A 20,165-nucleotide genomic window follows, 5' to 3' on the forward strand; every position below is an offset into this window, starting at 1 on the left:
CGGGCGTCACGCGACACCTTCGCTACCCTGCTTGCGTAGGGTCACGGCATGCCGTGACCGTGATTGCCAGCTGCTAATGCTGGGTTTCCTGCTGACGTTCGATCAGCTCCCTGAGGTGTTTGCGGCTCAGCTCCAGATAGCGTGGCGTAGGGCCAACGTCGTCGTAGAGCGGATCACCCAACTCATCAACGGAAATCACCTTGGTGCCGGCCTGATAGGGCAGGCTGGCTTCGAGTTCTTCCAGCGCTGCGCTGAGCAGGTCGGTGATCAAGTCTTCGATGCGGCGTTTTGGATACATTTCGTGCAGCGCTTCCAGGCGCGCTGCATCTTCCAGTGACAGGTGCACGTCATAGGTATTGCGGGTAACGCGGCCCTTGGCGGTTTTTTCCCAAGTCTGGGTGAGTTCACGGATCTTCATGGTTTCCCCCTTGTGAGAGCTTGTCGACCTGTCATCTGCAGTCAAAACTGGCACAACAGGTCTGTACTTCCGGGTTCGCTTGTGGCGACTCCTTGAGCATAGACCATCGACATGGCTTTAAGTGCCATTGGCCCCTTGTCAGGCGGGGGCGTGCATCGCATGCTGGTAGTCCCAAAACGTTCGGAGGTAAGTCCATGACCGATATCGATGCTCGCTTGCGTGAAGACGTCCACAATCTGGGAGCCCTGCTTGGGCAGACCATCCAGGCACACCTGGGAGAGGACTTTTTACAGCGCATCGAGCGCATTCGGTTGGGCGCCAAGCAGGGCCGCAAGGCAGATCAGGCAGCCAATGAAGCGCTGCTCAGTGCCTTGCAGGATCTGCCGGACAGTCAGTTGCTACCGGTCTGTCGGGCCTTCAATCAGTTTCTCAACCTGGCCAATATCGCCGAGCAGCATCACCGCATCCGTCGTCGCCGTGCCGACGAGCCGCTGGCGTTTGAACTGCGCTGCGTGAGTGACCTCCTGGCCCGGCTGAAGCAGGAAAATTTCAGCGCCGAGGCCATCGTCAAGCAGGTCAACGAGCTGGATATTGAGCTGGTGCTAACCGCGCATCCCACCGAGGTCACCCGTCGTACCCTGATTCAGAAGTACGATGCCATCGCGGCGGCCCTTGCCCGGGGCGACCACGACGACCTGACTGCTGCCGAGCAGGACGAGGTTCGACAGGATCTGGCGCGGCTGATCAGCGAGGCCTGGCATACCGATGAGATTCGCCGTACCCGCCCGACGCCGGTCGATGAGGCCAAATGGGGCTTTGCCGTGATCGAACATTCACTGTGGCAGGCATTGCCGCAGTTTATTCGTCGTTTTGATACCGATGTGCATGAGGCGACGGGGCATCACCTTGACCTGCGCGCCTCGCCGGTGCGAATTGCGTCCTGGATGGGCGGTGATCGCGATGGCAACCCCAACGTGACGGCGCCAGTGACCCGTGAGGTGCTGTTGCTGGGGCGTTGGATGGCGGCGGATCTGTACCTGCGCGACATCGAGGAACTGACCAATCAGCTATCGATGCACGCGGCCAGCGACGAACTGCTGGCGCAAGCCGAGTCGGTCGATGAGCCCTATCGCTCGGTGCTCAAGCAGTTGCGTACCCGGCTGCAGGCAAGCCGGCGCTGGGCGGAACAGTCGCTTACTGCTGATGTGCCGATGCCTGACGAAGTCTTGCACAAGCTGGACGACCTGCGCGGCCCGCTGGAACTGTGTTACCGCTCGCTGATGCAGTTTGGTCTCAAGCGCATTGCCAATGGTCCGCTGCTGGATACGTTGCGACGGGTTAACGCCTTTGGTCTCGGGCTGGTGCGCCTGGATATTCGTCAGGATGCGGCGCGGCATGCCGAGGTATTTAGCGAGCTGACGCAATACCTGCAATTGGGTAACTACGCCGACTGGGACGAAGACGCCCGTTGTCGCTTCCTGCTTGAGGAGTTGCACAGTCGCCGTCCTCTGCTGCCGCCTGACTGGCAGCCGTCTGCCGACGTGGCTGAAGTGTTGGCGACCTGCCGGGTCGTCGCTCAGCAGCCGCGAGAGCTGCTTGGTTCCTACGTTATTTCCATGGCTTCGCACCCCTCCGATGTGCTGGCGGTCAAGTTGCTGCTCAAAGAGACTGGCGTCAGCTGGCCGATGCGGGTTGCCCCGTTGTTCGAGACCCTCGATGATCTGGACCACGCCGCCGATGCCATCGATCGGCTGCTGGCGCTGGATCAGTACCGCGCGCTGGTTGGTGACGAGCAGGAAGTCATGATCGGTTACTCCGACTCGGCCAAGGATGCTGGCACGCTGGCTGCCGGGTGGGCGCAGTACCGCGCTCAGGAAGCGCTGGTAGGTGTCTGCCAGCGTCATGGTGTGCGTCTGCGGTTGTTCCACGGCCGTGGCGGCACCGTGGGGCGCGGCGGTGCTCCTGCGCACATGGCGATCCTGTCGCAACCGCCGGGCTCGGTGCGCGGCCAGCTGCGTGTAACCGAGCAGGGCGAGATGATCCGCTTCAAGTTCGGGCTGCCCGGTATCGCGGTGCAAAGCATGCAGCTTTACGCCAGTGCGGTGCTGGAAGCGAGTCTGCTGCCGCCGCCCGCGCCAAAGCCGGCCTGGCGGGAATTGATGCAGCAATTGGCTGATCGCTCGGTGGAGGTGTATCGCGGGGTTGTACGCGGCGAGCCGCAGTTCGTTGAGTACTTCCGGCAAGCCACCCCGGAGCAGGAGCTGGGGCGCCTGCCGCTGGGCAGTCGGCCTGCCAAACGGCGCAGTCAGGGTGGTATTGAAACCCTGCGCGCGATTCCCTGGATATTTGCCTGGACCCAGACCCGGTTGATGCTGCCGGCCTGGCTAGGTGCCGGGCAGGCGCTGCGGGAGGCGCTGGATGCCGGCAAGCAGGAGCAGTTGCGTGAGATGATGGTGGGCTGGCCGTTCTTCCTGGCGCGGGTCGAGATGCTGGAAATGGTGTTGTCCAAAGCCGATGTCGATATTGCTCGTTTCTACGAGCGGCGCCTAGCCAGCCAGGACCTCTGGCCGCTGGGTGAGCGACTGCGTGCAGCGCTGGAACAGGCGACAGCGGTTGTGCTGCAACTGCGCGATACCGAGGTCTTGCTGGCGCATAATCCGGCGTTGGGCGAGTCGGTGGCGATCCGCAATCCCTATACCGATCCGCTGCACGTGCTGCAGGCCGAGCTGATGGCGCGTACCCGCGCCCAGGGCGAGAAGGTCGATCCAGATCTGGAGCGCGCGCTGATGGTGACCATGGCTGGCATCGCCGCCGGGATGCGCAATACCGGCTGACGACAGAAAGCGCAGCCTTGATGGGCTGCGCTGATCGTCAAGTATTTCAATGGCTTGTTTGCCTGCGACAATGGTCCGTCTTGTGCATGGCGGCGCGGGCGTGTATGTTGATCCCCCTTTGCGATCCAGCACCGCCTGGATAGTGCGAATTTTTCCGCATCTGCGCACCGCGTGGGTGCCAGGCAGGTCGCTGGTTTAGGGCCGCTGACAGCTCGGATTCAGTTAGACGAGGAGTACATCATGCGAGTTATCCTGTTGGGCGCCCCAGGGGCGGGCAAGGGCACACAGGCCCAGTTCATCTGCGAGCGTTTTGGTATCCCGCAGATCTCCACCGGGGACATGCTGCGCGCAGCGGTCAAGGCCGGTACCGAGCTTGGCAAGCAGGTGAAAGAGGTCATGGACAACGGCGGCCTGGTTTCCGACGACCTGATCATCGGCCTGATCAAGGAACGTATCACTCAGGATGACTGCGTCAACGGCTTCCTGTTCGATGGCTTCCCGCGCACCATTCCGCAAGCCGAAGCGCTGGTTGAAGCCGGCATCGACATCGATCGCGTACTGGAAATTGCTGTTGCTGATGAGGAAATCGTTGCCCGTCTGTCTGGTCGCCGTGTGCATCCGGGTTCCGGCCGTGTCTACCACGTTGAGCACAATCCGCCGAAGGTTGCCGGCAAGGACGACGTCACCGGCGAAGATCTGATCCAGCGTGACGATGACAAGGAAGAGACCGTACGCAAGCGTCTGCAGGTGTACCACACCCAGACCAAGCCGCTGGTCGACTTCTACCAGAAGCTGTCTGCTGCCAAGGGCACGCCGAAGTGCGCCAAGGTAGAAGGCATCGGCAGCGTCGAGCAGATTACTGCCAAGGTCATCACCGCGCTGGACTGAGGCCTGTCCGCGTGACCCTGAGACCCGTGCTGACTTCGGTCGCACGGGTCTTTGCATTTTTGTACAATGCCCGGCCCTGAATTCAGAATCCGACCATGACCACACTGCTTGCTCTGGATACCGCCACCGAATGCTGTTCCGCCGCGCTGCTGCATGGCGGCAACGTCACCGTGCGCAGCGAAGTGATTCCGCGTCAGCACGCTCAGCGTCTGCTGCCGATGATCGAGGAGCTGCTCAATGAGCGGGACCTGCGCCTGCAGGATGTTGACGCGCTGGTGTTTGGTCGTGGCCCCGGTGCCTTCACCGGTGTGCGCATCGCGACCGGCATGGTGCAGGGGCTGGCCTTTGCCGCCGAGAAGCCGGTGATCGCTGTGTCCAATCTGGCAGCGCTGGCCCAGCGCGCGTGGCGTGAGCACGGTGCCGAAATTGTTGCAGCGGCGATTGATGCGCGCATGGACGAAGTCTACTGGGGGCTGTACGGCCTGCAGGACGGTGTCATGCGGTCGCTTGATGCGGAGCGGGTCTGCCCTCCGGAAGCGGTCAGCCTGCCCGAAGGCGTCAGCGTGGTCGCCGGTGCCGGCACCGGCTGGCAGTACGCCGATCGCCTGGCGGTGGCGGCCGAGCGCAGCTGGCCGCAGATGCTGCCGGACGCACGCGACTTGATCACCCTGGCGCTGCCGAGCTGGCTGGCAGGTGAGGTGATGGATGCCGCTGATGCCCAGCCGGTCTACCTGCGCGACAAGGTTGCCACGCCCAAGGGCCAGGCGTAAGCTGGCCCTATTATCTTCGGAGCGAATCTGGTGCGCCTGGACGGTTTTAATCCCTACTCATCGCTGCCTGACCGCAGCAGCCGCGCGATTGCCAATACGACTGGTAACAGTGCTGCTGCGTCCGTGCCTGGCAACGAGCAGGCTGGGGTAACGCAAACCCGTTTGCCTGCAGGTCAGATGGTCGCCGCCTCGGCACCGAGCGCTGAGTATATTCCGGCCCGTCGCGAGTCTTACGAGCCCGTCTACGGCCGTGCCAATCAGGCACTGGCCAGCTATCAAAGCACCGCCAACATGCCGGTCGACAGCGCCGCCGACGCCATCGTCGGCATTGACACCTACGCCTGATGTCGTGACCGCGTTACCCATGCGTTTTATCACTGGTTGCCCGCTCTGGGCCGAGCCGTCCTGGTCTGGTCATCTCTATACCCGTGGCAGCGATGCGGACGAGCGGCTGGCGCAGTATAGCCGGGTCTTCGGTGCGGTCGAGGGCAATACCACTTTCTATTCGTTGCCCAGTGACACGCGGGTTGCCCGCTGGGCCGAGCTGCTGGCGGACGATTTTCATTTCTGTGCCAAGTTGCCGCGTGAGGTCAGTCACGGCGGTCGACTGGATCCGACACAGCCGATGTTGAAGACCTTCCTCAGTCGCATGGCACCACTGGAGCAGCGACTGGGGCCGATCTGGCTGCAGCTGCCGGAACGCTTCGCGCCGGAAGCGCTGGGTGCGCTTGCAGGTTTTCTCGACAGCTTGCCGAGCGATTACTGCTATGCAGTCGAAGTGCGTCATCCGGGCTTCTTTCGTAAGGACGAGGCCGAGCGTCAGCTCAATCGGTTGTTGCATCAGCGCGGTGTTGAACGGATCAGCTTCGACAGCCGAGCCTTATTTGCCAGCGATGCAACTGATCCCGCTACCCTTGAGGCAAAGCAGCGCAAGCCGCGTCTGCCGGTTCACGCCATCGCGTTGAGCGAGCGGCCCAGTGTGCGTTTTATTGGCGGTATGGACCTGGCTGCCAACTGGAAGGCGCTGGCACCCTGGCTCGACAAGTGTGTGCAGTGGCTGCAGGATGGACGCCAACCGATGCTGTTTATGCATACCCCGGACAACCTGTTGGCTCCTCAACTGGCCCGAGACTTTCATGCCGCGCTCTGTGAGCGCTTGCCCGCGTTGCCGCCGATGCCACTCTGGCCCGGTGAGCGTGAGACCGCCGAAACGCCGCAGCAGGGCGGCTTGTTCTGATATCGACAGGAAGCTTCATGAGTAACGACATGCCCTTAACCCTGGCGGTCAATTGGCTGGATGGCCGCTTTCAGGTCGCCGCTGAGGCGTTGGCTGCGCGGTTGCAGTTGCCGGTGCTGGCGGATCTGCCGGACGGTGCAGGTTTGCTGTTGGAGCTGGATGATGAAGGGCTATCGCTGCGCAGCACCGAGGCGGGGGCGCCCGGCGCGGTACGGGTCGACTTTGTCAGCGGGGCGATGGCTCATCGGCGCCAGTTTGGCGGCGGGGCGGGGCAGATGGTTGCCCGTGCGGTCGGTATTCGCGGCAGCATTCGGCCTAGCGTGCTGGATGCGACTGCCGGGCTGGGACGCGATGCGTTCGTGATTGCCGCGCTGGGCTGCGAGGTGACCCTGCTGGAGCGTCAACCGGTGATCGCCGCGCTGTTGGAAGACGGCCTGCAACGAGCCAGGGCGGCCGGCGGTGAGGTCGCGGAGATTGCCAGCCGCATGCGGCTGATGCACTGCGATGCGATTGCGGCGATGGGCGCCTGGCAGCAGGATGTACCGCAGGTGGTTCACCTTGACCCAATGTTTCCGCATCGCGACAAGTCGGCGCTGGTGAAGAAGGAGATGCGCCTGTTCCGACCGCTGGCTGGTGATGACGATGACGCGCCGCAACTGCTGGCTGCCGCTCTGCAGCTGGCCAGCCACCGTGTCGCGGTCAAGCGGCCACGCAAGGCTCCGGCGATTGCCGGTCAGCAGCCCAGTGCACAGCTGGCCGGCCAGTCCAGCCGGTACGACATTTATGGTAAGAAAAAGCTCGACTGACCTGCGGTCAGCTCGCGCTTTCCGGGTGTTTTGACCCTTCTGCGCTGCGTGCGACCTGGCGAATCGACAGCCGCACTTCGGCGCTGAGCACCCGTTTCGCGGTGTTTTCGGCAATATCTTCCAGTCCGGACACGTAACGCAGGCGGCCCTCATCGTCGGCGCTGAGCACCTGTTCGTCGGTCAGACGCTGGATGAATTGGCGGAACAGCGTCTTGTCGAAGAATTCCGGGGCGTTCAACCCGTGCAGGATGGACAGCCGTTGGGCCATCACCGTACAGCGCGCCTCCAGCTGCTCGGCGGTCTGGCTGCCGTTGGGGAAGTTCAGCAGCAGCGCCGAGACCATATAGAAGCGCTCCAGAATCTGGATGATGCTGCGCGACAGCAGGCTGAGCATGACGAATTCCGCTGAGCTGAGGTCCGGGCGGTGAATCTGGCCATCGGCCTCGCGCAGCAGTTGCTGCTCGATCAGGCTGTCTATCCACTGTTGAATTACCTCAGGCAGCTCTGCTTCGTTCCACTGCAGAAACAGTTCGCCCTGCAGATACGGGTAGATGCCCATGACCAAGCGTTCAATCTGCTCGCGGCTCATCCTCGGGTTGTTCTGGAACAAGCAGGCAATCAGCGCGGGCAATACGACCAGATGCAGCACATTATTGCGGTAGTACGTCATCAGTACCGCCTGCGGTTCGTCCAGACGCATGATCTCGCCGAGGGCGTCGGACTGGCGGTCGATCATCTGCATGGATTCCACGTGCTCGATCATTGCCTGACCATCAATTGCTGGAAGGGTGACGCCATTGCTGTAGGGCACTGCCTGCAGCAGTGCCTTGTAGCGGTCCAGCGCACGGGCCAGCGAGGTCTCATCCAGCGCCAGGCGGGCGGTGGATAGCATCACCAGCGCGACCATATTGACCGGATTGACGTCGGCGGCAGCGCTGATGCCGCTGGTCAGCTCGCGGGCTAGCGTGTTGGTTGTGGCATTCAACCAGGCCGGGCGGTATTCCGGGGCCAGGGTCTGGCTACGCCAATCCGGCTGCTCGCGGTCGAGGAAGTCGGCTAGTGCGAGCGGCTCGCCAAAGTTGACCGCCACCTGACCAAAACGCAGCTTGAGGGCAGACAGCACGCGGAAGATATCAAATACCGACTCCTTCTTTTTCGCCTGGCCGCGCAACTCTCCAAGGTAGGTACGACCTTCCAGTACCCGTTCGTAGCCAATATAGACGGGCACGAAGACGATGGGACGGCGCGGGGAGCGCAGGAAGCTGCGCAGGGTGATGGCGAGCATGCCGGTTTTCGGGCTGAGCATGCGACCGGTGCGCGAACGACCGCCTTCGATAAAGTACTCGACCGGGAAGCCCCGGCTGAACAGGGCGTGCAGATATTCGTTGAACACCGCGGTATAGAGTTGATTACCCTTGAAGCTGCGACGCATGAAGAAGGCGCCGCCGCGGCGCAGAATGCCACCGATGACCGGCATGTTCAGGTTGATGCCGGCGGCAATATGCGGCGGGGTCATGCTGTTGCGAAACAGCAGGTAGGACAGTAGCAGGTAGTCGATGTGGCTGCGGTGGCAGGGCACATAGATGATTTCATTGCCGCGGGCGATGTCCTGGATCGGCTTGATGTTGTTGACCCGGATACCGTCATACAGCTTGTTCCAGAACCAGCTCAGCACCACTTCCAGAAAGCGGATGATGGTATAGGTGAAGTCTGAGGCTATCTCGTTCGCGTAGCGCGCAGCCATCGCCTGTGCCTTGCGCTCGTCGATGCCTTTTTCGCTCGCCTCCTGGGCAATCGCAGCGCGTACCAGCGGTGCATGCAGCAGGCCCTTGAGTAGTGTGCTGCGGTGAACCAGCTCCGGGCCAACTACTGCGGCACGCTGCTGGCGGAAGTGAACGCGCAGTACCCGGTTGACCCGGCGCACTGCGCGCTGCTGGTCCATGCCGGGTTCAAGCAGTGTCTGCAGCGGAACCTGTGGCCCGAAATGCACGCGCACCTTGCGGCCTTGCAGCAGGATGGCGAGAAACTTGCGCAGGCGACCGCCCATCCAGTTCCAGGCGAACAGCAGCTTCAGCGGTGATGATTCGCTGTCCGGTGACTGGCCCCAGAATACGGTGATCGGCACCAATTGCACGCTGGCTGCGTCGTCCAGGGCGCAGTCCAGCACCTTGCCCAGGCGTGGCGACTGGCTCCGTGGGTCGGGGCGACCAACCCAGGAGCGTTGGTGGTTCAGGAAAACGTAGGACTCGCGCTCGTCCAACGGCGGCAGCGGTGCGCGCACCGGGCGGGGCAGTCCGGCACGTACGCACTCGCGGTCGGCAACGATCAGGTCACTCAGCGAGCGATAGGGCAATACATAGACCACCGGGCGCTGGGGATCGATGGTGTCGTCATCACCAATGCGGCGAGAGCGTGCCCAGAGATACAGTACACGACGCGCCAGCCCAAAGCGCAGGCGACCGAACAGGGAAGAGTAGGATGCGGACATAAGTATCTCTGAGGCTGCATTGGCGGTGGCTGGTTGGCGCAAAGCGGTTTGCAGCGGATTCTAGCTGGTTTACCGGTTGCTCGCAGCCTGCCTTGGCGACGGCGGGGGCGTCAGGCAAAAGGTTCGCTTGAAATGCACCGGGGGGATTCATATAGTCACTGCCTCGTGCATATCCGTATCCACTCGGAGACGGGGCATTTTGCCTCACGCGATTGTGAACCACTGCACAGTTGCATTGTCGTAAACCGGCATGGATATCAGGGGCGACCGCTGGCCGGAGAAGCCAGCTGCAGGCCGCGCGAAAGACCATTTTGGGGGAATAATAAAAGGCATGATAAGCATAAACAGCCTGACCAAACGCTTCGGCGATCACGTCGCCGTCGACAATCTGTCGTTTGACGTCAAGCCGGGTGAAGTGCTCGGTTTTCTCGGGCCCAACGGGGCCGGCAAGTCCACTACCATGAAGATGCTGACCGGGTTTCTGACACCTGACGGTGGCTCGGCCTCGGTTTGCGGTTTTGATATTCAGGCCCAGACGCTGCTGGCGCAGCAGAAGATGGGCTATCTACCGGAAGGTGCTCCCTGCTACGGCGACATGCGCGTCAAGGGCTTTCTTGAGTTCATCGCCAGTGTACGCGGGCTGCGCGGCGCGGAGCGTCAGCGTCATGTGCAGCGTGCGGTCGAACAGGTTGAGTTGCAGGAAGTGCTGGGCCAGCGCATCGAGACATTGTCCAAGGGGTTCAAGCGTCGGGTTGGCCTGGCCCAGGCGATTTTGCACGATCCACAGGTGCTGATTCTGGACGAACCTACCGATGGTCTGGACCCCAACCAGAAGCATCAGGTACGTCGCCTGATTCAGCAGTTGGCTGAAGGCAGCAACAAGATTGTAGTGATTTCTACCCATATCCTCGAAGAGGTCAGTGCTGTCTGCTCCCGTGCCGTGATCATCGGCAAGGGACGGCTGCTGGCTGACGGCACACCGGACGAATTGGAAGCCCGCTCGCGTTATCACCAAGCCGTCACCTTGTCGCTGGCTGCGCCCGCTGACAGCGCGGCGCTCGAATCGCTGCCCGGTGTGGCCACGGTAGAGCGTGCGGCAGATGGCCTAGCGCTGACCGTGCTGGCCAAGCCGGGTGAAGTGATCTTCCCGGCGGTTGGTCAACTGGCACGTGAGCAGCAGTGGCAGGTCAATGAACTGTCGGTGGAACGCGGTCGCCTGGACGACGTGTTCCGCAGTCTGACCTCGGGGGAATCGGCATGAACAATCTGGGTGTTATCTTCCGCCGCGAGCTGGGCAGTTACTTCGCCACGCCGCTGGCGTATATCTTTATCGTGATCTTTCTGGTCATGGCGTCGCTGTTTACCTTCGATGTCGGTGGCTTTTACGAGGCGGGTCAGGCAGACCTGATTGCCTTCTTCAACTTTCACGCAGGTCTGTACCTGTTCCTGATTCCGGCGGTGGCCATGCGGTTGTGGGCCGAGGAGCGCAAGTCCGGCACCATCGAACTGCTGATGACCCTGCCGGTGTCGCGTGGGGCCATGGTGCTTGGCAAGTTTCTGGCCGCCTGGGTGTTTGTTGGTATCGCGCTGTTGCTGACCTTTCCGATGGTGTTGACCGTGAACTATCTGGGCGCACCGGACAACGGCGCCATCCTGACCGGATACATCGGTAGCTGGCTGATGGCGGGCGGTTATCTGGCCATCGGCTCCTGCATGTCGGCGGTGACCAAGAATCAGGTCATCGCTTTCATCCTCAGTGTGGTGGTTTGCTTCCTGTTCGTTGTCAGCGGGGTTTCGATGGTGCAGAACGCCTTTAGTGGCTGGGCACCGCAGTGGGTGCTGGATACGCTGGCGTCGTTCAGCTTTCTGACCCGCTTTGAAGCCATCAGCAAGGGCGTACTTGATGTGCGTGACCTGCTGTATTTCTTCTCGCTGATGGGCGCCTGGCTGCTCGCGACGGCGGTAGTCATCGACCTGAAAAAGGCCGATTGAGGCAAAGGAGCTAACACGATGAAACGTTTAATGTATTCCGGTGCCGGCCTGCTGGTACTGCTGCTGGCCTTCTTTGCCTTCAACATGGCTACCACTGTCCTGTTCCCCAGCGCGCGTCTGGACCTGACAGAACAGAAACTGTACACCCTGTCTGATGGCACCAAGCAGGTCCTCGCCGAGCTCGACTCGCCGATTGACCTGTATTTCTTCTTCTCTGACTCGGCGAGCAAGGATCTGACCGTGCTGCGTAACTACCAGCGCCGGGTCGAGGAAATGCTCAAGGAGTACGAGCGCCGTGCTGACGGCAAGATTCGGCTGCACATTATTGACCCAGAGCCGTTCTCCGAGGCCGAAGACCGTGCCGCTGAATTTGGTCTGCAGGCGATTCCGCTGAGCGATGGCGGGGAGTCGCTGTACTTCGGTCTGGCGGGCACCAACGAACTGGCCCAGCGCGAAGTGATTCCGTTCTTTGCGCTGGAACAGGAAGGTATGCTCGAGTATGAGCTGAGCCGTCTGGTGAGCACCCTGGCCAAGCCGGACAAGCCTCAGGTCGGTCTGATTTCCGGCTTGCCGGTGGACGGCGGCATGAATCCCTATACTCAGCAACCCGATGCGCCCTGGATGTCGCTGGAGCAGGTGCGTCAGGTGTTTGATGTCAAGCCGCTGGCCGAGGACATCGACAGCATTCCTGATGACATCGACGTGCTGCTGCTGATTCATCCCAAGGCACTGAGTGAAGCGGCTCTCTACGCCATCGATCAGTTCGTGCTACGCGGCGGCAAGTTGCTCGCTTACGTCGACCCCTTCGCCGAGGCGGATCAGGGTATGGAGGCGATGATAGAAGGCATGGCCGACGGCAAGGCTTCCGATCTCGGGCCGCTGCTGCAGGCCTGGGGCGTAGCTTACGATCCGACCAAGGTGGTGGTGGACGCCCAGCAGGGGATGGCAGTGGGGCGTGGCCCTGGCCAGCGCCCGGCGCGCCATATCGGCTGGCTGGAAGTGGAAGCGGCCCAGATTAACTCGGAAGATACCATTACTGCGCCGCTGCAGCTGCTGACCTATGCCACTGGTGGCGCACTGGTGCCTGTAGAAGGCAGCGAGACCCAATTCACCCCGCTGATGCAGAGCACGGCCCTCAGTGCGCTGGTGCCAAGTGAAGCATTCTCGGCTCTGCGCGACCCGGAAGACCTGCTCAAGGGCTTCACTCCAGACGATAATGTCTACACCCTGGCAGCCCGTTTGCAAGGGCCGGCCAAGACGGCCTATCCGCAGGGAATGGAAGGGCATGAACCGGGGCTTACACAGTCGGACAACATCAATGTGGTGGTCATTGCCGACACCGATATGCTGACTGACCGCATGTGGACCCAGGTGCGCGATCTGTTTGGCCAGCGCATCGCCCAGCCGTGGGCAGAGAACGCCGGTCTGCTGGTCAATGCGCTGGATAACCTGTCCGGCTCGGATGCGCTGATCAGTGTCCGCTCGCGTGGTGACTTCAGCCGCCCGTTCACGGTAGTAGAAGAGCTGCAGCGCAAGGCCGAGAGCCGGTTCCGTGCCAGCGAGGAACGGCTGCAGCAGCGTCTGGCCGAAACGGACCAGAAACTGGCTCAGCTGCAGCAGGGGCAGGACCCGACCCAGCTGACCGAGTTGACCGCCGAGCAGCGGGACACCATTCAGTCCTTTCTCGATGAGAAGGTGGCGATCCGCAAGCAGTTGCGTGATGTGCGCTACCAGCTGAACGCCGATATTGACGCGCTGGGCACCAAGCTGAAGTGGCTGAATACCGCGGCAGTACCCGCCTTGCTGACACTGGGCGTGCTGTTCTGGTGGTTGCTGGGCCGCATTCGCCGCAAACGCTGAGGAGACAACATGCGCAGGATTATTCTTATCGCATTGGCGGTAGTGGCAGTGGCGATGGTTGCCGTTGCTCTGCAGGTTCGAAACAGTGATCGGGTGACTGACCTGCAAAGTCACCCACTGCTGGACGAAGCGCAACTGGCGCTGCTGGCTGGTGTCGAGCAGATCGAACTGGCTCATGGCGCTCAGCAGGTTGTGCTGCAGCGTGATGGCGAGGCCTGGACCGTTGCCAGCCGAGATCAGTTTCCGTTGCAGCGGGAGCGGCTGGCGGCGTTGCTGCTGGCGCTACGCGAGGCGCGAGTGATCGAGGCAAAGACAAGCAATGCCGAGTATCACCAGCGCCTGGGGCTGACCGAAGGTGAAGGTAACGACAGCGCTCTGCGGGTCAGCATCAAGGCGGCCGATGGCGGCTTTGGTGTACTGTTCGGCAATAAGGTCGGCAGTGACCAGTTGGTTCGTTTTACCGATCAGGACCAGGTCTGGCTGGTCAACCGGGCGCTGAGCATGTCATCCAACCCGCAGGACTGGCTTGACCTGCAGGTTAGCCAGATCCCGTTGGAGCAGATTGCTACAGCGCACTGGCGCTATAGCGATGGCGAGGAGCTGCAGCTCGACAAGGCCAGCGAGGGGGATTACAACTTCAAGCTGACCGATGGCGAGGCCAACGGGCACGAGCGTGAGCTGAACTCGATGGTGCTGGCGCTAGCGGACCTACGGGCGCAGAACGTATCGCTGCGTACTGCGCTGCAGCTGGGGGAGCCGGTGCTCACGATGCAACTGAGCAGTTGGTCTGGTGCGACGCTGGAAGCGTCGCTCTACGAGCTCGGCGGGGCCTACTGGCTGACCATCGACGGTCTGGGGCAGAGCGATGAGAATCCACTGACAGTCAACGCTGATCCACGCTGGGCGTTTCAGTTGGGGGTGGCTCAGCATGATCGCATGGTGCTGCGCCATGCCGACCTGAAACCGGCCGAAGACACCGCCGCGCAGCCGGCACAGAACTGACCTTCCCACGGCAGCCGCCCGTTCGGGCGGTTGCCGCTTTCCTTGCGCAACTTGCAGCGTTGAAACCTTGAACTAGACTCGAAAAACGATCTCCGGGTGCGTGCACCTGGCGATTGAGCACGCGTTGTCCGCGGGCGGACAGCGGAACAGATCAGGTACGACGAGGAATGTGGTAATGGCAGAGCGTGAGCAGGGGACCGTGAAGTGGTTCAACGATGCCAAAGGTTTTGGTTTCATTCAGCGCGAGTCCGGCCCGGATGTGTTTGTGCACTTCCGTGCCATTCGTGGTGACGGTCACCGCACGTTGGTAGAAGGTCAGAGGGTTGAGTTCACCGTTTCGCAGGGTCAGAAGGGCCTGCAGGCGGATGATGTCACCAAGCTGTAACCGCCCATATCTTGATTGAGCGGCTGCCGCCAGGCAGCCGTCGCTTCTTCCCGGCGCGGGTAGTCCTGCGCTGCGGATCTGTTTTGCTGTTTTTTAGCCTGCTGTAGGCAGTTGACTGCGCAGCCAGCGGTCAAATTCGCCAGCCGGCAACGCACCGTTCACCCGTGCAACTTCCTTGCCCTGATGCACAATCAGCAACGTCGGAATACTGCGAATGCCGAAACGGGCGGCCAGATCGGGCGCAGCCTCGGTATCGACCTTGAGAAAGCGCGCTCGGGGTTCATGTTGGCTGCAGCTTTGGCTGAAGGTGGGCGCGAACTGTCGACATGGTCCGCACCAGGCTGCCCAGAAATCGACTACCAGCGGCAGGTCTGCACCGGCATGACGGGCGAACCCGTTCGCATCGACAGCCGTGGGCTGGCCGTTAAACAGCGGTTGCTTGCAGGCGCCGCAGACGGGAGCGGCGGAGAGGCGACTGGCGTCCAGTCGATTCTTGCGTTGGCAATGGGGGCAGCAGATCAGCATCATGGTTCCTCCGACAATACCCTATTGATGGGGGGCCGGTGACGCTGTTTCAAGGATGCCGACGTCGCCCTTGCCACTGTCTTTGCAGTTCGATGAAGGTCAGTGAGGCGGACCAGGTGACCAGAACCAGCCCTGTCAGCGATTCGGTGCCGTAGAGAAAGCGGATGTGTCCGGTCGGTGTCAGGTCGCCGTATCCAAGAGTGGTATAGGTGGTTGCGGACAGGTAAATGGTTTCGAACAGAGTAATGCTTTCCAGGCCGACAATACCGCCTTGCTCAGGCATTTGCAGTAGGAAGAAGGCGCTTAGACCGAACAGCCAGATCTCGGCGATATGGGTGAATAGCAACACAAAGATCAGAGTCAGGATGCGCGGCCGCTCGCCCATCTTGGTGACGTCGAGAAAGCGGTGCAGGCGTGACAGCACCTCGTAGTGCAGCACCACCGCTAGCGCCACAATGACGCAGCTGCTCGCCACCATGATAACGTGAAAGCGGTCAAGGTCTGGCAGATAGGTCACTTACTGGGCCCAGAGAAATTCTTGTTCGCCGTCGGCGTTGACCTTCAGCCAGCGGTCGGCATCGGCCTCGCCATCAGCCTCTTCCCAGCCGCCCACCGAGCAGCGTACTTCGTGACCGAGTGCGGCGTGCACAGCTCGGGCGCAGTCGCGATCGCTCTCCCACGGGGTCGCGTCGCTATCGAACCAGATACTCGCCCATTTTCCGGCCGCTTTACGTACTACCATCAGCGGAATGGTCTGGTCTGCGTGCAGGGCGCCATGCTGGGTTAGCCCTTTGGGTTCGTCCAACGTCAACGGACCCATGACCTTGTGCAGCCAGTCCAGCAGGTCTGCTACGTGGTCGTCGCGCAGGTAGATTTCGATATCGGGTTGGCGCACGGCTACTCCTTGGCGTGTTCGTGGTATCAGCAACGTTCCAGCATGATCATTTGCATGGCCACTTCGAGGCCCTCAATACCTTGCTCGGCGATGGCCTGCTGGCGTTCGGGGCGGCTGCGTACGCCGTGCGGCGTCATGCCGATCAGATTGCCCAGATCCTCACTTGTCAGTTGCAAAGGATAGCGCAGGGTCTGCTCCGAGGCGATGCGCAGGCCATCCGGCAGTGTCTTGATCAGTGCTGGCGTTGGGTGGATCTGGTCGTACAGCCGCTCACGCAGGGCCAGCAGATGGTCGCTGTGCGGGCCAACGATCAGCACGCGGCCGCCGGGTTTGACTGTACGCAGACACTCATCTGCAGACCACGGACTGAACACGCTCAAGGCTGCATCCAGGCTCTGGTCGGCAACTGGCAGGCGAGCACTGGAGGCTACCATCCAGCGGATGCTGCGGCTGCGCCGGCAGGCCTTGATGATGGCGTCCTTACTGATGTCGAAGCCACCGATGGCGGTGTCGGGCAGGGTGCGGGCCAGGCGTTCGGTGTAGTACCCCTCACCGCAGCCCATATCGAGCAGGGTCTGGGGGCTGGATTCGGCAAATAGCTGATTGATTGCATCGCTTACCGGCTGGTAGTGGCCAGCGTCGAGGAACGCCTGACGGCAGGCCAGCATCTGCGGCGTGTCGCCGGGCTGCTTGCTGTTCTTGAATTGCACCAGCAGCAGATTCAGGTAACCCTGGCGGGCCTGATCGTAGCTATGGCCGGCCGGGCAGCGCCATTGGCGCTCAACGTTGCTCAGCGGGGCATGGCAGTGTGGGCAGATCAGTTGCAGCATCAGGTCAGCAACCGTTCCAGCGTGACCTGATAGATGTCGGTCAGCAGGTCGAGATCATCGGCCTTGATGCACTCGTTGACCTGATGAATCGTCGCGTTCACCGGGCCGAGTTCAACCACTTGGGTGCCCATGGTCGCGATAAAGCGGCCATCGGAGGTGCCGCCGGAGGTCGACGGCTGGGTCTCGCGGCCGGTGACCTGTTTGATCGCTGCCGAGACGCCGTCGAGCAGGGCACCGGGTTCAGTCAGGAAGGGCAGACCGGACACCGTCCAGTGCAGCTCGTACTCCAGGCCGTGGGCATCCAGCAGGTCGCATACGCGCTGCTGCAGTCCTTCAACGGTCGATTCGGTGGAGAAACGGAAGTTGATCAGCGCTTCCAGCTCGCCGGGCACCACGTTGGTCGCACCGGTACCGGAGTGGATGTTGGAAATCTGGAAGCTGGTCGGCGGGAAGAACGCATTGCCTTCGTCCCACACCTCGGCAGCCAGCGCAGCCAGTGCAGGGGCGGCCAGATGAATCGGGTTACGCGCCAGATGCGGATAAGCCACATGGCCCTGCTTGCCGCGGATGACCAGACGGGCGTTGAGCGAGCCGCGGCGGCCGTTCTTGACGATATCGCCGACCAGTTCGGTACTGGAGGGCTCGCCGACGATGCACCAGTCAACCTTCTCACCACGCTCGACCAGGGTTTCGACCACCTTCACGGTGCCGTCGGTTGCCGGGCCTTCCTCGTCACTGGTGATCAGGAAGGCAATGGAGCCTTTGTGCTCCGGGTGGGCGGCAACGAAGCGCTCGACCGCCACGACCATCGCCGCAAGGCTGCCCTTCATATCGGCTGCGCCGCGGCCATGCAGCATGCCGTCATGAATCTGCGGGATAAACGGGTTGGTCTGCCATTGCTCGACCGGGCCGGTTGGTACCACATCGGTGTGGCCGGCAAAGCACAGCACCGGGCCTTCGCTGCCGCGTCGCGCCCACAGGTTGTCGACCTCGCCGAAGCGCAATGGCTCCAGCTGAAAACCAACTGCCGCCAGTCGCTCGCCCATCAATTGCTGGCAGCCAGCGTCTTCTGGGGTGGTGGAGTTGCGGGAGATTAGGTCGCAGGCCAGCTGCAGGGTAGGGGATAGCTCGGTCATGGTTCCGGTTCGTCTGGGCAGAGGAAGGCGCCATCATACCAGAGTCATGCGGCGCTCTTCCCGCCTGATCAGGGCGCTGCTTGCCTAAGTGACGACCGTTCGGTTCCGGCCGGTGATCGAAGTCGGCACTGGCTGTTCAGATTCGCGTGTCGGGCCAGCGCGCCCGACGCCATGCACGACGCTGTTTCTTGTCGAGAAAGGTCCAGGCCAGCAGCCGACTGCGCTTGCTGCCCTGGCCCATGTCGATGATGCGTACGTCGGTGGCGCCGAGCGCGCGCAACTGCTCGGGCAGCGCTTTCAGGCTGCCGACGCTGGCGACCAGCGTCGTGAACCAGAACACCTGCGACGCGTAGGTCTTGCTCTGCTCGGCCATGCGGCGAAGGAAGCCTGCCTCGCCGTCGCTGCAGTACAGTTCGTTGGTGCGGCCGCCGAAATTACGCCCGGCGGGTTGCTTGCCCAGGCCCTGCCACTTGCGCTCGTTGGCCTGCCGGGCCTCGGCGGCGCTGGCGTAGAACGGCGGGTTGCACAGGGTGAAGTCGAACTGCTCGTCGGCGCCGATGATGCCAGTGAAAATGCACGCGGGGTCCGCCTGCCGGCGCAGCTCGATCTGTGGCTGCAGAGCCGGGTTGGCTGCAATGATCTGCTCGCCGTTGCGCAGCGCGTCGGCATCAATGTCGCTGCCAACAAATTGCCAGCCGTATTCAGCATTGCCGATCAGGGGATAAATCAGATTCGCGCCGGTGCCCACATCCAGCCCGCGTAGGCTCGCGCCCTTGGGGATAACGCCATCGTGGCTGCTTGCAAGCAAATCCGCCAGGTGGTGGATAAGATCGGCGCGGCCGGGGATGGGCGGGCACAGGGCGTCTTCCGGAAGCTGCCAGCCGTTGATACCGTACCAGTGGGTCAGCAGCGCACCATTGAGGCAGCGCAGAGCGGCCGGATCAGTAAAGTCGATGGTCGTCTGTCCACCTTTGCCCTGGCGGATAAAAACCTTTAGTGGCGGGCACTTGCGGACCAAGAGGGGAAAGTCGTAGCGGCCTTGGTAGCGGTTGCGCGGATGCAGTGCTGGTGGCTTGGATGGGCTGGGTGACATGCTGACTCCTGATCTGGTGGTGGAGCATCCCACGCTGCTGGGGGCTTGTCACCCGTTGTGCACAGAAGCTGGGGATGAGGCTGTGGATAACGTCAGGATATCCGGGGCAATCGTATACAGACCGGCGCCTGCGTAACGCTGGTTGTTTTCTGCACAATGCAGCGGCGGACGGCGCTGGTATACTGTGCCGCCGCAGGAGGATGCCCCATGATCACCGAAGACCCCCGTTTTGCTGGAATTGGCCGTTTGTATGGTACGGAGGCGCTTGCGCGTCTGGCCGTCAGCCATGTTGTGGTGGTGGGTATCGGTGGGGTGGGTAGCTGGGTGGCCGAGGCGCTGGCCCGCAGCGGTATTGGTCGCATCAGCCTGATCGATATGGACGAGGTTTGTGTCAGCAACGTCAATCGGCAGTTGCACGCGCTGGACGGTCAGGTCGGCAAGCCCAAGGTCGAGGTGATGGCCGAACGTCTGCGGGCGATCAGCCCGGATTGCGAGGTGCATGCGGTGATGGACTTTGTGACGGCGAATAATCTGGCTGAGCTGATTACCGACGATATCAATTGCGTCGTGGACTGCATCGACAGCGTCAACGCCAAGGTCGCGCTGATTGCCTGGTGCCGCCGCCGGAAGATCCCGGTGATTACCACCGGTGGGGCTGGCGGGCAGATCGATCCGACGCAAATCACCGTGGCAGACCTCTCGAAAACGGTCAACGACCCGCTGGCTGCCAAGGCCCGCTCACTGCTGCGTCGCGATCACAACTTCCCCCGTGCCGACAGCAAACGCAGCTTCGGCGTGCCCTGCGTCTACTCGAAGGAGCAACTGCGCTACCCCAAACCCGACGGCAGCGTCTGTACGCAGAAATCCTTCGTCGGTGAGGGCGTACGCCTGGACTGCTCCGGTGGGTTCGGTGCTGTGACCATGGTTACCGCTACCTTCGGCATGGTGGCTGCGGCGCAGGCGGTGCAGCGGTTGCTGCGCTAGCCCGCAAAGCGAGCTGCAAGCC

20 protein-coding genes are annotated in these 20,165 nt (G+C 61.9%); 12 read left to right on the plus strand and 8 right to left on the minus strand.

Annotated features, from left to right (window positions below):
• Nucleotides 1-73 precede the first annotated feature (73 nt).
• Nucleotides 74-418, minus strand: coding sequence for a pilin assembly protein (locus tag C1949_RS02680; protein WP_104736940.1), 345 nt, complete (start codon nt 416-418; stop codon nt 74-76).
• A gap of 194 nt (nt 419-612) precedes the next feature.
• Here C1949_RS02680 and ppc point away from each other — a divergent pair, with 194 nt between their 5' ends.
• The 6 genes from ppc (at nt 613) to C1949_RS02710 (ending at nt 6,953) form a co-directional block, all read left to right on the plus strand.
• A complete protein-coding gene (gene ppc / locus C1949_RS02685) occupies nt 613-3,252 on the plus strand; it encodes a phosphoenolpyruvate carboxylase (RefSeq protein WP_104736941.1) in 2,640 nt (879 codons plus the stop codon).
• Between the two features lie 240 nt (nt 3,253-3,492).
• Nucleotides 3,493-4,140 (plus strand): adenylate kinase, encoded by a 648-nt coding sequence (gene adk / locus C1949_RS02690; protein WP_104736942.1) that lies wholly within the window; start codon nt 3,493-3,495, stop codon nt 4,138-4,140.
• Nucleotides 4,141-4,235: 95 nt separating this feature from the next.
• Nucleotides 4,236-4,910 (plus strand): tRNA (adenosine(37)-N6)-threonylcarbamoyltransferase complex dimerization subunit type 1 TsaB, encoded by a 675-nt coding sequence (gene tsaB, locus C1949_RS02695; RefSeq protein ID WP_104736943.1) that lies wholly within the window; start codon nt 4,236-4,238, stop codon nt 4,908-4,910.
• 30 nt (nt 4,911-4,940) lie between these two features.
• On the plus strand, nt 4,941-5,255 hold the full coding sequence (locus C1949_RS02700) for a hypothetical protein (protein ID WP_104736944.1): 315 nt from the start codon (nt 4,941-4,943) through the stop codon (nt 5,253-5,255).
• Nucleotides 5,256-5,274: 19 nt separating this feature from the next.
• On the plus strand, nt 5,275-6,147 hold the full coding sequence (locus tag C1949_RS02705; RefSeq protein ID WP_104736945.1) for a DUF72 domain-containing protein: 873 nt from the start codon (nt 5,275-5,277) through the stop codon (nt 6,145-6,147).
• Nucleotides 6,148-6,164: 17 nt separating this feature from the next.
• Entirely contained in the window at nt 6,165-6,953 is a 789-nt protein-coding gene (locus tag C1949_RS02710; protein ID WP_104736946.1) for a class I SAM-dependent methyltransferase, read from the plus strand.
• A gap of 7 nt (nt 6,954-6,960) precedes the next feature.
• Here the strand turns inward: C1949_RS02710 and plsB are convergent, their stop codons facing one another.
• The gene (plsB, locus tag C1949_RS02715) at nt 6,961-9,441 is read right to left on the minus strand and encodes a glycerol-3-phosphate 1-O-acyltransferase PlsB (protein ID WP_104736947.1); all 2,481 of its coding nucleotides are present in this window, start codon (nt 9,439-9,441) and stop codon (nt 6,961-6,963) included.
• A gap of 331 nt (nt 9,442-9,772) precedes the next feature.
• On the opposite strand from plsB, the gene C1949_RS02720 reads away from it, so the two are divergent.
• From C1949_RS02720 to C1949_RS02740, 5 genes are all read left to right on the plus strand, one after another.
• Complete coding sequence (locus C1949_RS02720) at nt 9,773-10,702, plus strand: ABC transporter ATP-binding protein (RefSeq protein ID WP_104736948.1); 930 nt, start codon at nt 9,773-9,775, stop codon at nt 10,700-10,702.
• Nucleotides 10,699-11,433, plus strand: a complete 735-nt coding sequence (locus C1949_RS02725; RefSeq protein ID WP_104736949.1) for an ABC transporter permease — start codon at nt 10,699-10,701, stop codon at nt 11,431-11,433. The genes C1949_RS02720 and C1949_RS02725 overlap by 4 nt, the downstream gene beginning before the upstream one ends.
• Nucleotides 11,434-11,451: 18 nt before the next feature.
• Nucleotides 11,452-13,293, plus strand: coding sequence for a GldG family protein (locus tag C1949_RS02730; RefSeq protein WP_104736950.1), 1,842 nt, complete (start codon nt 11,452-11,454; stop codon nt 13,291-13,293).
• Between the two features lie 9 nt (nt 13,294-13,302).
• Nucleotides 13,303-14,295: a DUF4340 domain-containing protein gene (locus tag C1949_RS02735; RefSeq protein ID WP_104736951.1), complete on the plus strand. Its 993-nt coding sequence runs from the start codon at nt 13,303-13,305 to the stop codon at nt 14,293-14,295.
• Between the two features lie 175 nt (nt 14,296-14,470).
• Nucleotides 14,471-14,680: a cold-shock protein gene (locus C1949_RS02740; RefSeq protein WP_104736952.1), complete on the plus strand. Its 210-nt coding sequence runs from the start codon at nt 14,471-14,473 to the stop codon at nt 14,678-14,680.
• Between the two features lie 93 nt (nt 14,681-14,773).
• On the opposite strand, the gene trxC is transcribed toward C1949_RS02740, so the two are convergent.
• From trxC to rlmF, 6 genes are all read right to left on the minus strand, one after another.
• Nucleotides 14,774-15,208 (minus strand): thioredoxin TrxC, encoded by a 435-nt coding sequence (gene trxC / locus C1949_RS02745; protein WP_104736953.1) that lies wholly within the window; start codon nt 15,206-15,208, stop codon nt 14,774-14,776.
• Nucleotides 15,209-15,254: 46 nt separating this feature from the next.
• Nucleotides 15,255-15,722, minus strand: coding sequence for a potassium channel family protein (locus C1949_RS02750; RefSeq protein WP_211287062.1), 468 nt, complete (start codon nt 15,720-15,722; stop codon nt 15,255-15,257).
• Nucleotides 15,723-16,100: a hypothetical protein gene (locus C1949_RS02755; protein WP_104736954.1), complete on the minus strand. Its 378-nt coding sequence runs from the start codon at nt 16,098-16,100 to the stop codon at nt 15,723-15,725. It lies immediately after the preceding gene.
• 26 nt (nt 16,101-16,126) lie between these two features.
• Nucleotides 16,127-16,930, minus strand: a complete 804-nt coding sequence (locus tag C1949_RS02760) for a putative RNA methyltransferase (RefSeq protein ID WP_104736955.1) — start codon at nt 16,928-16,930, stop codon at nt 16,127-16,129.
• Complete coding sequence (gene dapE, locus C1949_RS02765) at nt 16,930-18,066, minus strand: succinyl-diaminopimelate desuccinylase (RefSeq protein ID WP_104736956.1); 1,137 nt, start codon at nt 18,064-18,066, stop codon at nt 16,930-16,932. The genes C1949_RS02760 and dapE overlap by 1 nt, the downstream gene beginning before the upstream one ends.
• A gap of 136 nt (nt 18,067-18,202) precedes the next feature.
• Nucleotides 18,203-19,159, minus strand: coding sequence for a 23S rRNA (adenine(1618)-N(6))-methyltransferase RlmF (gene rlmF / locus C1949_RS02770; protein ID WP_104736957.1), 957 nt, complete (start codon nt 19,157-19,159; stop codon nt 18,203-18,205).
• Between the two features lie 207 nt (nt 19,160-19,366).
• Between rlmF and tcdA the strand changes: the two genes are divergently transcribed.
• Entirely contained in the window at nt 19,367-20,143 is a 777-nt protein-coding gene (gene tcdA, locus C1949_RS02775) for a tRNA cyclic N6-threonylcarbamoyladenosine(37) synthase TcdA (RefSeq protein ID WP_104736958.1), read from the plus strand.
• Nucleotides 20,144-20,165: the final 22 nt, after the last annotated feature.

The organism is Halopseudomonas oceani, assembly GCF_002903165.1.
Classification (GTDB): Bacteria; Pseudomonadota; Gammaproteobacteria; order Pseudomonadales; family Pseudomonadaceae; genus Halopseudomonas; species Halopseudomonas oceani.

What these genes read in the sequence shown, in the direction of transcription:
- C1949_RS02740 (WP_104736952.1), top strand. Translation starts at nt 14,471, where the DNA reads ATGGCAGAGCGTGAGCAGGGGACCGTGAAGTGGTTCAACGATGCCAAA.
- C1949_RS02680 (WP_104736940.1), bottom strand. Translation starts at nt 418, where the DNA reads ATGAAGATCCGTGAACTCACCCAGACTTGGGAAAAAACCGCCAAGGGC.
- tsaB (WP_104736943.1), top strand. Translation starts at nt 4,236, where the DNA reads ATGACCACACTGCTTGCTCTGGATACCGCCACCGAATGCTGTTCCGCC.
- C1949_RS02735 (WP_104736951.1), top strand. Translation starts at nt 13,303, where the DNA reads ATGCGCAGGATTATTCTTATCGCATTGGCGGTAGTGGCAGTGGCGATG.
- adk (WP_104736942.1), top strand. Translation starts at nt 3,493, where the DNA reads ATGCGAGTTATCCTGTTGGGCGCCCCAGGGGCGGGCAAGGGCACACAG.
- C1949_RS02730 (WP_104736950.1), top strand. Translation starts at nt 11,452, where the DNA reads ATGAAACGTTTAATGTATTCCGGTGCCGGCCTGCTGGTACTGCTGCTG.
- tcdA (WP_104736958.1), top strand. Translation starts at nt 19,367, where the DNA reads ATGATCACCGAAGACCCCCGTTTTGCTGGAATTGGCCGTTTGTATGGT.
- trxC (WP_104736953.1), bottom strand. Translation starts at nt 15,208, where the DNA reads ATGATGCTGATCTGCTGCCCCCATTGCCAACGCAAGAATCGACTGGAC.
- C1949_RS02710 (WP_104736946.1), top strand. Translation starts at nt 6,165, where the DNA reads ATGAGTAACGACATGCCCTTAACCCTGGCGGTCAATTGGCTGGATGGC.
- C1949_RS02705 (WP_104736945.1), top strand. Translation starts at nt 5,275, where the DNA reads ATGCGTTTTATCACTGGTTGCCCGCTCTGGGCCGAGCCGTCCTGGTCT.
- ppc (WP_104736941.1), top strand. Translation starts at nt 613, where the DNA reads ATGACCGATATCGATGCTCGCTTGCGTGAAGACGTCCACAATCTGGGA.
- C1949_RS02725 (WP_104736949.1), top strand. Translation starts at nt 10,699, where the DNA reads ATGAACAATCTGGGTGTTATCTTCCGCCGCGAGCTGGGCAGTTACTTC.
- dapE (WP_104736956.1), bottom strand. Translation starts at nt 18,066, where the DNA reads ATGACCGAGCTATCCCCTACCCTGCAGCTGGCCTGCGACCTAATCTCC.
- C1949_RS02760 (WP_104736955.1), bottom strand. Translation starts at nt 16,930, where the DNA reads ATGCTGCAACTGATCTGCCCACACTGCCATGCCCCGCTGAGCAACGTT.
- plsB (WP_104736947.1), bottom strand. Translation starts at nt 9,441, where the DNA reads ATGTCCGCATCCTACTCTTCCCTGTTCGGTCGCCTGCGCTTTGGGCTG.
- C1949_RS02720 (WP_104736948.1), top strand. Translation starts at nt 9,773, where the DNA reads ATGATAAGCATAAACAGCCTGACCAAACGCTTCGGCGATCACGTCGCC.
- rlmF (WP_104736957.1), bottom strand. Translation starts at nt 19,159, where the DNA reads ATGTCACCCAGCCCATCCAAGCCACCAGCACTGCATCCGCGCAACCGC.